Source organism: Corynebacterium nasorum (assembly GCF_032821635.1).
Lineage (GTDB): Bacteria > Actinomycetota > Actinomycetes > Mycobacteriales > Mycobacteriaceae > Corynebacterium > Corynebacterium kefirresidentii.
Genome location: NZ_JAVBIE010000015.1, coordinates 1 through 15312, shown reverse-complemented (window position 1 = coordinate 15312; position 15312 = coordinate 1). Strand labels below are relative to the sequence as shown.

The window sequence follows — 15312 nt, the reverse complement described above, 5'->3', positions numbered from 1 at the left end:
GGCCATGGCCTTATCTGACATTGCGCGCAAAACTGAAAGCTCGCTGAACACCTTTACTTTGAAGCGTTCTCTACGGCGGGGATGGAAGCCCCAGATTGTGGGCTATACCGGGTATGGCACCACCGAGCAAGTAAGGGTTGTTGGCCGCGTACTCATGCACGATCCTGATGAAGGCAAAAAGGATTCCTGGGGTGAACGCGGCTACCAGCAGTTTCTTACTATTCAGGTGGGAAACCACGACATTTCAGTGACTATTGGTGAAAAGACCGTCGCGGGCACAACCAATAGCAACGGGTACGTTGACATCCTCGTTCACGAACATGGGTTAGAACCTGGTTGGCATACGGCAACGATCGAGGCCGCCAACGCGCAAGCCGTGGAAGTCCAAGTGCTCATCGTGGATCCGAGCGCCAAGATTGGCATCATCAGCGATATTGATGACACGGTTTTAGTTACGTGGCTGCCACGTGCGTTGACAGCGGCGTGGAACTCTTGGGCTAAGCGCCCCAGCAAGCGACAGGCCGTTGCTGGAATGGCCGAGTTCTATGCTCAGCTGCAACAGCGATTCCCAAAGGCCCCAGTGTTCTATCTTTCTACGGGAGCATGGAATACTTTTGGCTCGCTGAAAAAATTCCTGTCCCATCATAATTTCCCCGCAGGCCCCATGCTGCTCACGGACTGGGGCCCAACTGAGACGGGCCTTTTCCGCAGCGGACAAGAACATAAGCGGGTTCAGCTACGCAATCTACTCATTGCTTACCCGGACATGCAATGGATCCTGATCGGCGATGACGGACAGCACGATCCATTGACTTACGGCGATGTGGCTAACGAGCACCCGGACCGGATTCACTCCGTGATCATCCGCAATCTAAGCCCGCAGGAGCAGCTGCTCTCGCATGGCTCCCTGAGCCCCCTGGCAGATGCCAATGAAGAGGGCCATTTCACAATCCCACTGATTCAGGGCGCAAACGGCAGTGCCCTTGCCGCAGCCTTCAACGCCGCGCACCCCACGGAGTAAGCAGCGCTTAACGACGAAACCCGCCTTGGCCTCTTTAACAAGACCAAGGCGGGTTCAATCACCACATTTAGCTGACAGTGTGAACGATCATCACGTCGCAGTCCGACTGGCGAGCAACGTCTGCAGGTACGGAGCCCAGCAGGCGGCCGGTCAGGGAGTTGATGCCGCGGTTACCCACGATGAGCAGGTCAGCATCGTTGTCATTGACGATGGACATCAGGGCCTGCACCGGAGTACCAGGGCGAACAGCGGTTTCGACCTTAGAAGCACCGAACTTCTCGGCGTGAGCCTTGGCGTCCTTCAGGTTAGCCTCGGCCTTCTCATCGCCCAAAATGGTAACGGAATCCTGGCGCAGGGTCTTGGAAGCCTGCTCCTGGTTCTCGTAGTAAGCACAACCGATGATCAGATTGGAATCGAATGCGGCGGCAATCTTTGCTGCTCGCTCTACAGCGAGGAGGGAAGACTTAGAACCGTCAGTACCGACAACGATCGAGTTGTAGTCGCTCATGATGACCTTTCTTTGTGGGAATGTACCCGGTGTGTTTATTTAGCCTACAGGGGCATTACTGCCAGTGTAACAACGAGAAACGATTAACGTTCCTCGGTGGTATTAACTACGACGACGTCTACCGTTGACTTGTGGGTTAGTTCCGTTGGCACAGAACCGAAGACTCGACCACGGACGGAATTCACGCCGCGGTTGCCCACAACGAACAGGTCCACATCATAGTCCTGGCCTACTTCTAACAAGGCTTTTACTGGGTCTCCAGATTTTCCTACGATTTCAATGTGCTCCGCACCTTCCGATTCGGCGATACGGGTGGCATTGGTCAAATAGGTCCCAGCCATGTCCTCACTTACAACGGGCAGACCGGCTTCGTCGCCCCTCGGAGCGCCAAGCATGGATCCAGCGTGGTTATAAAAGGCTGAGATAATAATCAGCTTGGCGTCGTACGCCCGTGCCATGGACGCCGCTGCGCGAACCGCGCGCAGGGAGGTTTCAGAGCCATCGGTGCCGACGGCAATGTTTTTATAGGTAAGCATCATTCTCCTTGCAGTTGAACCATTTCACAGTGACAACTAAACGGCGCTTCTGGCACCTATTCAGTATAACTAGCGCAGCCGTTTAGAGAAGCACCCGCAGAATCAATCAGCACACTTTTAGGGGGAGAAAACTAAATCCCCGCTTCTTTCAAGCCGCGCAACTCCTTCTTCAAATCGGCAATCTCATCGCGTAGGCGGCCGGCCAGCTCGAATTTGAGCTCACGCGCGGCTGCACCCATTTGGGCCGAGAGGTCGTCGATAAGCGCCTGCACCTCATCGGTAGCCATACTAGAAATATCCCGCTTTTCCACCATGGCGGAAGGATCGGAATTAGCCTCCTCGTCTCCGCCGTCTTCATAGACCTGGTCAAGGATATCCGCGATCTTTTTACGCAACGGCTGCGGATCAATGCCATGTTCCCGGTTATAGGCAATCTGCTTCTCACGGCGCCGTTCCGTCTCCTCAATTGCCTCTTGCATAGAGTCGGTGATTTTATCGGCATACATGATGACCTCGCCAGACACGTTACGGGCAGCACGACCAATGGTCTGAATGAGCGAAGTTGTAGAGCGCAGGAAGCCTTCTTTGTCCGCATCCAAAATGGCAACGAGCGAGACCTCAGGAAGGTCAAGGCCCTCGCGCAGAAGGTTAATGCCCACGAGAACATCGAATTCTCCCAAGCGCAATTGCCGCAATAATTCGACGCGCTGCAAGGTATCGATATCCGAGTGCAGGTAGCGCACCTTTATCCCCTGCTCCAACAGATAGTCAGTAAGGTCCTCTGCCATACGCTTAGTCAGCGTGGTCACCAACACACGCTCTTGCTTCGATATGCGAGTGCGCACCTCATCAATGAGGTCATCAATCTGCCCTTTGGTGGGCTTGACAGTAACCTTCGGATCCACCAGACCAGTCGGGCGAATTACCTGCTCTACGTATTCGCCATCCGAGGACGTAAGCTCGAAATCGCCTGGGGTGGCGGACATGTATACGGTTTGTCCGACCCGCTGTTCAAACTCATCAAAGGTCAACGGGCGGTTATCCACTGCGGACGGCAAACGGAAACCGAATTCGACCAAGTTGCGCTTGCGCGACATATCGCCCTCGAACATGCCGCCAATCTGTGGAACTGTAACGTGTGACTCATCGATGATGGTGAGAAAATCCTCTGGGAAGTAATCGAGTAGCGTAGCCGGCGCTGAGCCAGCCGGACGACCATCGACGTGACGGGAGTAGTTCTCGATACCGGAGCAGAAACCTACCTGCTCGATCATCTCCAGATCGTATTCGGTGCGCATGCGCAGACGTTGCGCTTCAAGCAGCTTGCCGCGGTTTTCTAGATCCTCCAAGCGCTCAGCCAATTCCTCTTTAATCGCTGCCACGGCCTTTTCCATGCGTTCGGGCCCGGCCACGTAGTGCGTGGCCGGGAAGATGCGAACCTCATCTACTTCCTCTATGACATCGCCAGTCACGGGGTGAATGTAATACAGGGAATCGATATCGTCGCCGAAGAATTCAATGCGCACCGCACGTTCCTCGTAGGCCGGAATGATATCTACCGTATCGCCCTTGGCGCGGAAGGTGCCGCGGGTAAACCCCACGTCATTGCGTTCATATTGGATATCCACCAGCAGTCGCAGGAACCGATCGCGGTCCAGCTCCTCATCAACAGAAATGATTACCGAGCGATCCAGGTAAGACTGTGGAGTGCCCAAGCCATAAATGCAGGACACGGAAGAGACTACGACCACGTCCCTGCGAGACAATAGTGCCGACGTAGCCGAGTGGCGCAGGCGCTCTACGTCCTCATTGATGGAGGAATCCTTTTCAATATAGGTATCGGTCTGCGCAATATATGCTTCTGGCTGGTAGTAGTCGTAATAAGAAACGAAGTACTCTACTGCGTTATGCGGCAAGAGCTGGCGCAGCTCGTTCGCTAGCTGCGCAGCCAGGGTTTTATTGGGCGCCATCACCAACGTGGGCCGCTGCTGCTTTTCGATGAGCCACGCGGCGGTGGCAGATTTACCGGTACCGGTAGCACCCATCAGCACAACATCGCGCTCATCACGGTTGAGTCTGTCATTGAGCTCTGCGATGGCGGAGGGCTGGTCACCAGCCGGTTCATATTCAGAAACGACCTGAAACTCGCCCGGGGTGCGCTCGACCTCGCTGACAACGCGGTGCTCGGAATTTGGAACAAGGGGATGTTCAGCAGCAAAAGCCATACCCACTACTCTACTGTTTAGGTGGCGCGCCTAGCTACGTTCAGGGCAAGGAGTTCTGCGCGGTGCGAAGCCATTCTTCCAACTCGCCAGTGGTCTCCCACAGCGCATAAACGGAAGACGTCTCGGGCCGCATCGCACTATTGATGCGGCGGCGCAGCCAAGCCTTTGACTGCGGCGTGTACAGGGGCGCGAGATCCTCGCGCTCGATGCCTTCCGGCAGTGCATCAGCCTTTAATTTCAACAAGGCGCCGAGTGCAATCATAGTTTCTGCGTCATCCGAGTCGATAGGCTCTGTGGAACATGATTGCTGAAAGCTTTTGAGATCGAAGGAACCATCCCGCAAGCTCGCGAGTAGTTCTCGCGCCGCGTGATTATCAAAAGGCCCAGTATCCCACGTTCCCACGGCGGGTAGCTTAAGCTGCCCAGGTTAACAAGACTTCGAAATGGCGTAAACTTTAGCTACCCAATGGTTAAACCTTCGGTGACTCCGCTTCAATGCGGTCCAGGACCTCAGTCGTTCGCACACGTAGCTGGTCAAGCGTGCCGTTATTATCAATGACGTGCGTGGCCGCGGCAAGCCGCACCTCATCCGGTACCTGTGCCGCAATGCGACGGCGCGCATCTTCCTCTTCTATCCCTCGAAAAGCCACCAGCCGACGAACGCGCTCTTCAGGATCCACATCGACCACAATGACGTAGTCCATGTCTTTGTCCAGGCCATTATCCACCAACAGCGGCATATCATAAACGGCGAAGTCACAGCCATCTCCACGCGCCGTCGCAAATTGCCGCTGTGTCTCCTCTTGGATGCGTGGATGGGTAATAGAGTTCAGCAACTCAGTGTGCTCTTTGTCCGCAAAGGCCCGGCGTGCCAATTCCTTGCGGTTAAGGCTGCCATCCGACAGCAGGATTTCCTCTCCGAAAGCTGCGGCCAACTCGGATAAAGCAGGCTTGCCAGGCTTCACAACGTCGCGTGCAATGCCATCGGCGTCGACCACTCGCCACCCGCGTTCACGGCACAAGGATGCAACTGTTGACTTACCGCTGCCAATGCCACCTGTAAGGCCAATGAGTTTCATGGTCGCCACCCTACGCGAAAAGGAGCCCCACCATACGCGATGGTGGGGCTCTTCATTGCAATTCAGGAGAAAGCGTCTCTTTTACTCTGCGTCCTCCGCCTTTGGAGAAATGTGCAGCAACACATCGCTCGAGGAAACCTGGCCAGGCTCGCCGGTGACAGTTCCAAACTTGGTGGCGTTAGTAACTACCACAGGGGTAATCAGGTTATAGCCTTTGGAGCGGATAAATTCCGGGTCAAAGGAAATCAATTTATCGCCTGCGGAAACGCGTTGCTTCTTTTCCACATGGACTTCAAAACCTTCGCCTCCCAGCTCCACGGTGTCGAGACCTACGTGAATGAGTAGCTGTACGCCGTTGTCCAAGCTCAGTCCTACCGCATGGCCAGACTTTTGAACGGTGAGCACCTTGCCGTCGGCAGGCGCAAAGACCGCATTGCCCGCCGGCTGGACCGCCATACCCGGGCCCAGCTTTGCCGCGGCGAAAATGGGATCCGGAACTTCCGATAGAGCGACCGCCTCGCCCTCGAGGGGAGATTCCAGCGCAATAGCATCTTTCCCAGCCTGCTTAGTGGCCACGCCGGCAGCAGCAGCGCCTGCGGAGCTGGCGGGAACGGCGCCGCCCTCGATCGCGGAGTCTGTACCATTGCCCTTAAGGAACTTCATCTCTGCGCGAGCAGCTGCATCGTCAACAGTCTCGCCTTGTTCGCGCGCAATGCGCTCCAAGTCAGCTTGCTTTTCTTCTGCCGTGCGGTAGCCGAAGAACAAGGTGAGCAAGAAAGAAGTAAGGAATGCAGTCGTAATACCAAGGACATAGCCCAAATGCGGGGTCATGGCACTGGTGGTCAACGCCGAGGTAAAGACGAAGGCTTCTGCACGGACGTCGAAAAGACCGATGATTGCGCCACCCAAGGCACAACCTGGCAGCAACCGATAGTAGCTGCGGCGGAAGCGCAACAAGATGCCGTACAGGGAAGGTTCCGACACGCCACCTAGGATGCCCGCTGCAAACGCACCGATGGAAACCTGGCGCATAGCATTGTTCTTCTCCTTGAAGGAGATGACCATGACCGCGCCGACGACGCCGAAGCAGGCGAAGTTCCATGCGCCCATCGGTCCTTGAATGAAGTCGTAGCCGTAGGTGGCGATGTTCTGGATCATGATGACGTTCAGCGGCCAGTGCAAGCCCATGGGAACGAGGAACGGGTAAAGCAGCGGAACAACTATAGCCAAGATGAATGGAGAGAAATCATTGATTTGATAAAGGACCCAGGAAATGCCGTTGCCCACGCCAATGCCGAACGGGCCAAGGAGGAAGGCCGTTGCCGGAATCATAATTAGCAGGGAGAAAAATGGTACGAAAACCATTTGTACCGCACTTGGGATAATCTTCTTCAGTCCCTTTTCCACCCAGTACAGGCCGATTGCAGCCAGAATCGGGGGAAATACCTGGGAGCCATAGGAGTTAATAACCAACGGCAGGCCAAAGACATTAGCGGTATCTCCTGCTTCGCCCAGGGACAAAAACTCCGGGGTAAGAAGTGCCGCTGGGATAGCGGCGGAGACCCACATGTTCGCACCCAGCTTCTGAGCCGCGGTCGCACCCACCATTACCGGGAGGAAGTAAAAGACCGACTGGAACATGGCGTGAGCCAAACGGAAGCCTTCCGGCTGCTCATCCAGCGGCGCACGGAAGTCCTGAATACCAAAGGTGTCCGCCAAGATCAGCAGCATGATGATGAGCGAGGCGCCCAACAGTGCCCAGAGAACTGGGCGGAAGGTATCAGAAAGAAACTCGAAGCAGTAATCTACCCAGTCGTACTTGCCACGAACGCCGTCGTACTCCTTCTTGGAGGACGCCGTTTTCTCACCGGAAGCGTGTACACCGGGCTGCTTGATGATTTCGTTGTAGTAGTCAGCAACGCCGCCACCCATGACTACTTGGTAGCCGTGGGCGCCTTGTGGCACGGTGCCTAGCACCGCTGGGTCGCTGTCGAGCTTTCCTTTATCAACTTTCCCCGCATCAGCAAGTTGGAAACGCAAGCGCGTCGCACAGTGCGTCAGCGACGTAATATTGTCAGCGCCGCCGATACTTTCAACGATGTGGGCGGAAGTGTCCTTGGTAGATGCCACTTCTTACTCCTCAGTTCAAATACCACTTATAACCAGTGCAGCACTGGCTATAACGTCATAGTTGAGTATAAGAGGATTCCCACATGAACAAAAGCCCGTTTTGTGGGCTTGCCAGGAGATTTTTGCCTCCCCCTTCTTAACTGCGCTGGTCAGCCACTTAAAAACCTCAAATGGCTCAGCAAACGTTTGCAGGGCCTGTCTCAAAGATCACAAAAGCCGCGCCCACCCCGTCTATATGACGAAGTGAACGCGGCCTTGAAGCTTAGCTCTAAACTCAGCAGGGAACTAAGCGGAAGCTTTAGTTGCCAGCGAGCTTGTCGCGCAGTGCGGCGAGCTGCTCGTCGGAAGCCAGGGAGCCGCCAACCTCTGCCTGAGTCTCGGATGCCGGAGCTGCATCAGAGGAATCAGAGGAGTAGTTGGAGGACTCTGCAGACTCAGCAGCCTCAGCGGCTGCGGCGCGGTTGCGCTCGATCTGAGCAGTGTGCAGGTTGAAGCGACGCTCGGACTCTGCGTAACGTGCCTCCCAAGCCTGACGCTGCTCGTCGAAGCCTTCCTTCCACTCGTTGGTCTCAGGGTCGAAGCCCTCAGGGAAGACATAGTTGCCCTGCTCATCATAGGAGTCAGCCATGCCGTACTTGGACGGATCGAACTCTTCGGTGTAGTCCTCGTCTGCCTGCTTAACAGACAGGGAGATACGACGACGCTCGAGGTCGATGTCGATGACCTTGACCATGACTTCCTGGCCAACGGTGACAACCTGGTCCGGAACCTCAACGTGGCGCTGAGCCAGCTCGGAAATGTGAACCAGACCCTCGATGCCCTCCTCGACGCGAACAAAGGCGCCGAATGGAACGAGCTTGGTGACCTTGCCCGGAACGATCTGGCCCACAGCGTGGGTGCGGGCGAATACGCGCCACGGATCTTCCTGGGTAGCCTTCAGGGACAGGGAAACGCGCTCACGATCCAGATCAACGTCGAGAACCTCAACGGTTACCTCGTCACCAACGGTGACAACCTCAGATGGGTGATCGATGTGCTTCCAGGACAGCTCGGAAACGTGAACCAGGCCGTCGACTCCGCCGAGATCGACGAAGGCACCGAAGTTGACGATGGAAGAAACAACGCCCTTGCGGACCTGACCCTTCTGCAGCTGGTGCAGGAACTCGGAACGAACCTCGGACTGGGTCTGCTCCAGGTATGCACGGCGGGACAGGACAACGTTGTTGCGCTGCTTGTCCAGCTCGATGATCTTTGCTTCCAGCTCCTGGCCGATGTACGGCTCCAGGTCGCGGACGCGACGCATCTCAACCAGAGATGCAGGCAGGAAGCCACGCAGGCCGATGTCCAGAATGAGGCCGCCCTTGACAACCTCGATAACGGTACCGGTGACAGGCTCTTCCTTGGCCTGCAGCTCCTCGATGGCGCCCCAAGCGCGCTCGTACTGCGCACGCTTCTTGGACAGGATCAAGCGACCTTCCTTGTCCTCCTTGGTGAGAACAAGTGCGTCAACCTCATCGCCGACCTCGACAACCTCATCTGGGTTGACGTCGTGCTTGATGGACAGCTCGCGAGAAGGGATAACGCCTTCGGTCTTGTATCCAATGTCCAGCAGTACCTCGTCGTGGTCAACCTTGACGACGGTGCCCTCGACAATGTCACCATCGTTGAAGTACTTGATGGTGGCATCTACAGCTGCGAGGAAGTCCTCTGCGGTTCCGATATCGTTGATCGCAACCTGCGGGGTGTTAGAAGATGGCATATTAAGAAATGCTCCGAATAAATGTAGGAAATCGAAATTGGACAACTGCGCGTCTCTCGAAAAAAGCTTGCTAAGCTGCCCAAAGCAGCAAAAGAAAAGTATTCGATCCCGCCTCGTGATTGCTTAAAGCCTTCCTACAACGGCTTAGAACAACCCGTGGCATAGACACGCCCGTTCAACCCTACATCTGTCCAGCTTAAAGGGCAAATACAAGACGCAACTTTTTCTCCAAGGAGTTCTTCCCCCACCGTGATTTCCCCATCACAAGCAAATCAGGTCTACTGGGATGGCGACGCCGCTAGCTACCATGCCGAGCACCCCGACTATCTTTCTTCCTTCTATTGGTGCCCAGAGATGCTCCATGAGGACCAAGTGCACCTGCTTGGCGACGTCTCGGATTCTTCCGTCCTCGAAATTGGCTGCGGGTCCGCACCGTGCACCGAGTGGCTCCAAACGCGTGCCCGCTTTGCCACTGGCTTCGATATCTCTCGCGGCATGCTCAACCACGCTGCTGGTGCACTTCCCTTGACGCAAGCCGATGCGCTGTCGCTACCCTATGCTACAGAGTCCTTCGACGCTGCTTTCTCTGCGTTCGGCGCTTTTCCCTTCCTCGCTAATCTCGACTTAGCGCTACAGGAGGTCTCCCGGGTTCTTAAACCAGGCGGTCGTTTTGTCCTCTCAGTCACCCATCCCATGCGCTGGATCTTCCCCGATGATCCTACCGATTTAACGGCTGATATTAGCTACTTCGACCGCGCCTATCTGGAACAAGACCGCGATGGCAACCTCACGTATGCGGAGTTTCATCGCACCATCGCCGATTGGTTCCAGGCCCTGCAGAGTAAAGGCCCGTTCCTTATCGAGGACATAATTGAACCCGAGTGGCCGCAAGACCTTAGGATCACCTGGGGCCAATGGTCTCCGGAGCGCGGCGAAATCTTTCCCGGCACGATTATTTTCGTCTGCAGCAATTCCCGCTAACCTATGGGCATGGTTTTGGACCGGATTGGCTTATTGATACGACGTGGCATTGCCTGGTGGATTGACAGTTTCCTAGCCGCTGCCATCGTCATGGTGGTGCGGTGGGTAGTAAATGCGGCAGCCGACCATCCGCTTACTGGAGAGACCTTAGAACTCTATAATGCCATTGCCGCCGCCGTGGTCTTTTACGTCTATCGGGTATGGGTGGAAGCCGCGAAATCCACTTCGCTAGGTAAGTGGTCCCTCCAGCTAGAAATCATTGCCACCCACCCAGGATTTTTCACCGCTTGCCTGCGAAACTCCTGGCTATTGCTAACAATGCTGACGCTTTCAGGTTGGTCGGGTGTTATGCCCCTGCTACTGGCAATTTTAAGCATCAGCATGCTCGCTTTTGGCCAAACTCCCTTCGATATGCTGGCCAATTGCCTGGTGGAGCGCCGACCTCAGATAGACACGCCTTCTTTTCGTGGCCAGAGGTAATAAACAAGGGCGAAAATAACCAACGCAGCAAACATCCACTCGGATGGAAAGAGGAACGCAAGCGCCGTGGAAACGACCATCACCCCAGCGGCCGTTAATCTCCTGACCTTAGGGTTTGGCGCCACACGGGCGATGCTCATGGCTGCCACAAAATACGCTACTGCGAAGAGTCCATACCCGATTCCATAGGCCCTATGCTCTTCAAGGAATTGGTCTAGCCCGAGGTCATTGATATCGGCTGCAAGGAAATTCACTTGCATGGCCCACAAACTTTCAAAAAAGCGGAGATTCCATTTATTTATTTTCTCTTCCAGAGTCACTGCGCAGTATTTCCCTTCCTAGTTTCTCCATGTGCACGCATAATTTTTTCCGCACAGAGAAGGCTACCTAAAAACTTATTGCGCAGTTCGCCACAACTTCTGAACTTTGGGCTCGGCGTAGCCGGGGATACCCAGATTCTCGATAGCTTGTTTATTCCACGTCCCGCGAACCTGGCCGTCCACCACAATGGCGCGGCGAAATACACCGCGGTTTCCAGGGGCAAGTATCTCGTGAACTTCTGAAGTCATCGCAAATGACCGATCTCGGTATCCCAGGATGTACTCGTCGAAGGCTCCCAATAAGAGCACCGAGCGCTTCTTTCGTGCTTCGGCCATATCAATTACCTCTATCGAGACAAAGTCCGGGGATTCTTCTCCACACCGCACAATGTCCGGCAGGAGGTTTTCAGCCGCTGGTCTAATTAGTTTTTGCGGTAGCTTTGTCCACCAAGCAAAGTCCCCCAACGTGACTTGGCCATGAGTGCGAAAATACCGAGTCATCAACTCTGTGGTAGCGGCGACTTTGTCGCCGTTGTAAATCTCCTCTAACCCCGGCAAATCGACCGGTGTAATCAGCTGATCAGCTCCGGAGTAAACGGCGTGACCGCCTTCCATTGCTACACGCACAACGTGCCAGAAAGGCACACCCGGCAACGCTGTGGCAGCACGTTCTTTCAGCTCGGCACGCGAAAGCGGACGATCAATGAGCTTGTTTACCTTTGCCACTAACTCTGCGTCGCCCTTGCGCCGTTTAGCACAGAGTTCAGTTATCCAGCCTATGTCCTTGACAGAAGCCGCAAAAAGCGTATGACGCATGGGATACCCACGCACAATATTTCCGGCATCTGAGTGGTCTTGCGCCCGCAAGGCCAGCGATCGGCGCACGGAGTGCAGGTCTTGGCCTTGCATAACGCCGAAAGCCCGGATCACTTCCTCCGCACTCTCCCACCGCTGAACGGTTAAGCCTTGCGAGGCAAGCCTAAGGCGCGCCTTTTCTCGGCGAGAGAAAGAAGCTGCGCTAGTGGGCTGCGGCATCCCAATCCTTGCCTGAACCAGCGGAGACCTCCAGCGGCACGTTGAGCTCGATAGCAGAGTCCATCTCCCGCTCGAGAATTTCACGTACCTGGTCAGCCTCGCCAGGAGCGACCTCAACTACCAATTCATCGTGGACCTGTAGCAGCACGCGGGACTTCATGCCCTGCAATGCGCGGTCAACGCGAATCATTGCCACCTTGATAATGTCTGCCGCGGTACCTTGAATCGGTGCATTTAATGCGGCTCGCTCTGCGTTCTCGCGCGCTAGGCGGTTATCGGAGTTGAGCTCGGGCAAGTAGCGGCGGCGGCCGAAGAGGGTGGCTGTATACCCATCCTTACGCGCCTGGACCACAACTTCATCGAGGTATTTCTTTACCCCGCCAAAACGCTCGAAGTAGCTTTCCATGATGGACTTCGCTTCCCCAGCCGGGATGCCCAATTGCTGCGATAGGCCGAAGGCGGACAGGCCATAGACCAAACCATAAGACATTGCCTTAACGCGGCGGCGCAGCTCCGGCGTGACTTGGTCGACGGGGACGTCGAAGACTCGGGAGCCGACGTAGTTATGCAGGTCTTCGCCGTCCTTATAGGCCTCGATAAGCCCGGGATCTGCCGAGAGGTGTGCCATCACACGCATCTCAATCTGCGAATAGTCCGCGGTCATGAGTTCTTCGTAGCCCTCGCCTACGATAAACGCGGAGCGAATCTGTCGCCCAGCTTCGGTGCGCACCGGGATATTCTGCAGATTTGGCTCCGTCGAGGACAAGCGGCCAGTCGACGTCACTGTCTGATTAAACGTGGTGTGGATGCGACCGTCCGGCTGCACGGTCTTGATTAGACCTTCGAGGGTGGTTTTCATCTTTTGGTACTCACGGTGAGCCAAAAGGTGGTCTAAGAATGGGTGGGGATTCTTAACCGCGAGCTGTTCAATCTCCTTAGCCGCGGTAGAATAGCCGGTCTTTGTCTTCTTGGTCTTGGGCAGATCAAAAGTCTCAAAGAGTACGGTTTGTAGCTGCTTGGGTGAGTTGAGGTTGAGCTTATCGTCACCGGCAAGCTCGCGGGCGGCACGCTCTTGTTCGGCGACCTGCTCTACGAAGGCATCCTTTTGTGTTTCGAGAATGTCTACGTCAACAGCAATGCCGGTAGCTTCCATGCGCGCCAAAATGGTCACCAGGGGCAGCTCCAAGTCGGTATAAAGTTCGAAAGAATCAATCTCTTGGAGCTCTGCAGTGAGCCTTTCCGCCAATTCCATAATGGCTGCGGCTTGGTCCACCAAGGTGGAATCATCCAACAGGGAAAGCTGCTCCGTGGCGGCGCCGAGGGTCTTTTGGAGGTGGCGTTGGTAGACGTCGGCAAGCGCGTAAGTGCGTTGACCGGGCCGCAGCAGGTAGGCGGCAATGGCCGTGTCGTGGGCAATGCCGGCTAGCTCAATACCCCGACCGGCAAGCATATGGAAGGCGGCCTTCGCCTCGTGGAAATACTTCGGCGCATCGGAGGCCAGCCACTGCGCTAGGGCCTTATCGTCCGCGGCAGAAAGGTCGCCCAACTCCACTTGCAGCCCGTGGCGTTCCTGGTCTACGAAGGCAATGGCAGAAGCATCGCCCTGTCCTGGGTTTCCCTCGCCTTGGACATAGACCGCAACATGCTCTCGGCCTGGCAGCCACTGGGACAATGGCTCATCGTCGATGACTGTCTCTAACTCTTGGATTTCCTCGGTCTGCTCCGCTGCCTCAGCGCCGTCATTGGGAATGGCGGCCAGTACGCGATCGCGCAGGTTGGTGCCAAACTCGAGGTCATCGAACTTAGCGGCAACGTCCGCAACCTTCGCCTCCTGGAAAGCCAGATCGTCAGGGCCAACCTCTAGGTCCATATCCGTGATCATTTGGGTGAGCTTGCGATTCATCTGCACCTGATCGATGCGCTCGCGGAAATTATTGCCCACCACGCCCTTGATTTCTTCGGCGTGCTCAACCAGTGATGCCAAGTCCCCGTATTTAACAATCCACTTAGTCGCCGTCTTCTCGCCCACCTTGGGAATGCCCGGCAAATTATCGGACGGATCACCGCGCAATGCAGCAAAATCTGGGTACTGCGCAGGTGTGAGACCATACTTCTCTTCCACCGCGGCGGGCGTAAAGCGGTGGAGAGTGGATACGCCCTTCATGGGATAAAGCACCGTCGTGGAATCGTTTACCAATTGCAGGTAATCGCGGTCACCGGTGACGATGAGGGTCTCATAAGCCTGCGCCTCGGTCGCCAGCGTGGCGAGGATGTCGTCGGCCTCGAAGTTCTCGCGGGAGAGGGTGGTAATCCCCAGCACCTCGAGCACCTCGCGGATGATGTCAACTTGGCCCTTAAATTCCTCCGGCGCGGCTTCACGCTGCGCCTTGTAGTCCGGGAACATTTCGGTGCGGAAGGTCTTTCGCCCTACATCGAATGCCACCGCGATGGCATCGGGCTTCTCCTCCGCCACGATATTGGAAAGCATCGATAAAAAGCCATATACGGCATTGGTGTGCTGGCCGCCCGAGGTAGAAAAGTTATCCACCGGCAGGGCGTAGAAGGCACGAAAGGCCATAGAGTGGCCGTCAATGAGCAGAATTCGAGGCTGTTTAGTAGTCACCTGCCCCATCCTAGAGAAGCGAGCCGACATACGAACACCCCGGTGCACATTTATTGGATGACGTGGGCATTCCCCCGCTTCCCCTACCCAATTAGGAATTCCCCTAGTCCCTGCGCTACTATTTTCACAGTCAAAGGCAGCAAGCCTTGGCACTGTGCGCCCCTGTAGCCCAATTGGCAGAGGCAACGGATTCAAAACCCGTCCAGTGTGAGTTCGAGTCTCACCAGGGGCACAGATAGAAAAGACCTCGCATGTACGGTAAATCGGAATGCGGGGTCTTTTTCATGTTCGCCCCTCCTACCGACGTGTAGTTGAACGGGTAGAAGCTTGCCAGGATTTCAAGCTCTGGAAGCATAGATAGGCCGTCAAAAAGCCGCAAATACTAGCCTGTGTGACCCGTATGGCTTCCAAGCTCGCCAGCTCCGCCCTCAACGCGAGATAGCCAAAGCCGCAGGCAGAGGCGATGGAGTACACCCCCATTAACAGAAATCTCTTGGCGGAATCAAGCGGTGGATGCGCCACGCTTGAATAGTTCGTTAAGTATTTCACGTGGGGTTGCGCCGCCGAGGATTTGTCGGGGTGTTTCGTTGAGCTCATTTTGCACCCACGCGACAT

The 15312-nt window shown here is 55.6% G+C and carries 13 protein-coding genes and 1 tRNA gene; 4 read left to right on the top strand and 10 right to left on the bottom strand.

Annotated features, from left to right (window positions below; all coding sequences use genetic code 11):
- The first annotated feature begins 4 nt into the window (after positions 1–4).
- On the top strand, positions 5–1021 hold the full coding sequence (locus tag RAE07_RS10825; protein ID WP_023021648.1) for an App1 family protein phosphatidate phosphatase: 1017 nt from the start codon (positions 5–7) through the stop codon (positions 1019–1021).
- 67 nt (positions 1022–1088) lie between these two features.
- Here RAE07_RS10825 and RAE07_RS10820 read toward each other — a convergent pair whose 3' ends face one another.
- From RAE07_RS10820 to rpsA, 7 genes are all read right to left on the bottom strand, one after another.
- Positions 1089–1529 (bottom strand): universal stress protein, encoded by a 441-nt coding sequence (locus RAE07_RS10820; RefSeq protein WP_005323273.1) that lies wholly within the window; start codon positions 1527–1529, stop codon positions 1089–1091.
- Positions 1530–1612: 83 nt separating this feature from the next.
- Positions 1613–2065, bottom strand: a complete 453-nt coding sequence (locus tag RAE07_RS10815) for a universal stress protein (RefSeq protein WP_023021649.1) — start codon at positions 2063–2065, stop codon at positions 1613–1615.
- Positions 2066–2196: 131 nt separating this feature from the next.
- Positions 2197–4290 (bottom strand): excinuclease ABC subunit UvrB, encoded by a 2094-nt coding sequence (uvrB, locus tag RAE07_RS10810; protein WP_316328578.1) that lies wholly within the window; start codon positions 4288–4290, stop codon positions 2197–2199.
- 40 nt (positions 4291–4330) lie between these two features.
- The gene (locus RAE07_RS10805; RefSeq protein WP_051138343.1) at positions 4331–4693 is read right to left on the bottom strand and encodes a DUF4259 domain-containing protein; all 363 of its coding nucleotides are present in this window, start codon (positions 4691–4693) and stop codon (positions 4331–4333) included.
- Positions 4694–4760: 67 nt separating this feature from the next.
- Positions 4761–5369, bottom strand: a complete 609-nt coding sequence (gene coaE, locus RAE07_RS10800; protein ID WP_200287579.1) for a dephospho-CoA kinase — start codon at positions 5367–5369, stop codon at positions 4761–4763.
- A gap of 81 nt (positions 5370–5450) precedes the next feature.
- Positions 5451–7499 carry a glucose PTS transporter subunit IIA gene (locus RAE07_RS10795; protein WP_023021653.1) on the bottom strand — a complete coding sequence of 683 codons (2049 nt, stop codon included), beginning with the start codon at positions 7497–7499 and terminating at the stop codon, positions 5451–5453.
- A gap of 298 nt (positions 7500–7797) precedes the next feature.
- Positions 7798–9258 carry a 30S ribosomal protein S1 gene (gene rpsA / locus RAE07_RS10790; protein WP_023021654.1) on the bottom strand — a complete coding sequence of 487 codons (1461 nt, stop codon included), beginning with the start codon at positions 9256–9258 and terminating at the stop codon, positions 7798–7800.
- A 249-nt stretch (positions 9259–9507) separates the two neighbouring features.
- Between rpsA and RAE07_RS10785 the strand changes: the two genes are divergently transcribed.
- Together RAE07_RS10785 and RAE07_RS10780 are read left to right on the top strand one after the other, a co-directional pair.
- Positions 9508–10239, top strand: coding sequence for a class I SAM-dependent methyltransferase (locus tag RAE07_RS10785; protein ID WP_023021655.1), 732 nt, complete (start codon positions 9508–9510; stop codon positions 10237–10239).
- 9 nt (positions 10240–10248) lie between these two features.
- Entirely contained in the window at positions 10249–10719 is a 471-nt protein-coding gene (locus RAE07_RS10780) for an RDD family protein (protein ID WP_200287585.1), read from the top strand.
- Here RAE07_RS10780 and RAE07_RS10775 read toward each other — a convergent pair.
- From RAE07_RS10775 to polA, 3 genes are all read right to left on the bottom strand, one after another.
- Positions 10683–11039 (bottom strand): hypothetical protein, encoded by a 357-nt coding sequence (locus tag RAE07_RS10775; RefSeq protein WP_200287587.1) that lies wholly within the window; start codon positions 11037–11039, stop codon positions 10683–10685. The two genes, RAE07_RS10780 and RAE07_RS10775, sit on opposite strands and share 37 nt — an antisense overlap.
- Before the next feature lie 75 nt (positions 11040–11114).
- Positions 11115–12074, bottom strand: coding sequence for a DNA glycosylase AlkZ-like family protein (locus tag RAE07_RS10770; protein WP_316328576.1), 960 nt, complete (start codon positions 12072–12074; stop codon positions 11115–11117).
- Positions 12058–14706: a DNA polymerase I gene (gene polA / locus RAE07_RS10765; protein ID WP_200289043.1), complete on the bottom strand. Its 2649-nt coding sequence runs from the start codon at positions 14704–14706 to the stop codon at positions 12058–12060. The genes RAE07_RS10770 and polA overlap by 17 nt, the downstream gene beginning before the upstream one ends.
- A 149-nt stretch (positions 14707–14855) precedes the next feature.
- On the opposite strand from polA, the gene RAE07_RS10760 reads away from it, so the two are divergent.
- Positions 14856–14929 (top strand) — tRNA-Leu (locus tag RAE07_RS10760).
- Positions 14930–15312 lie beyond the last annotated feature (383 nt).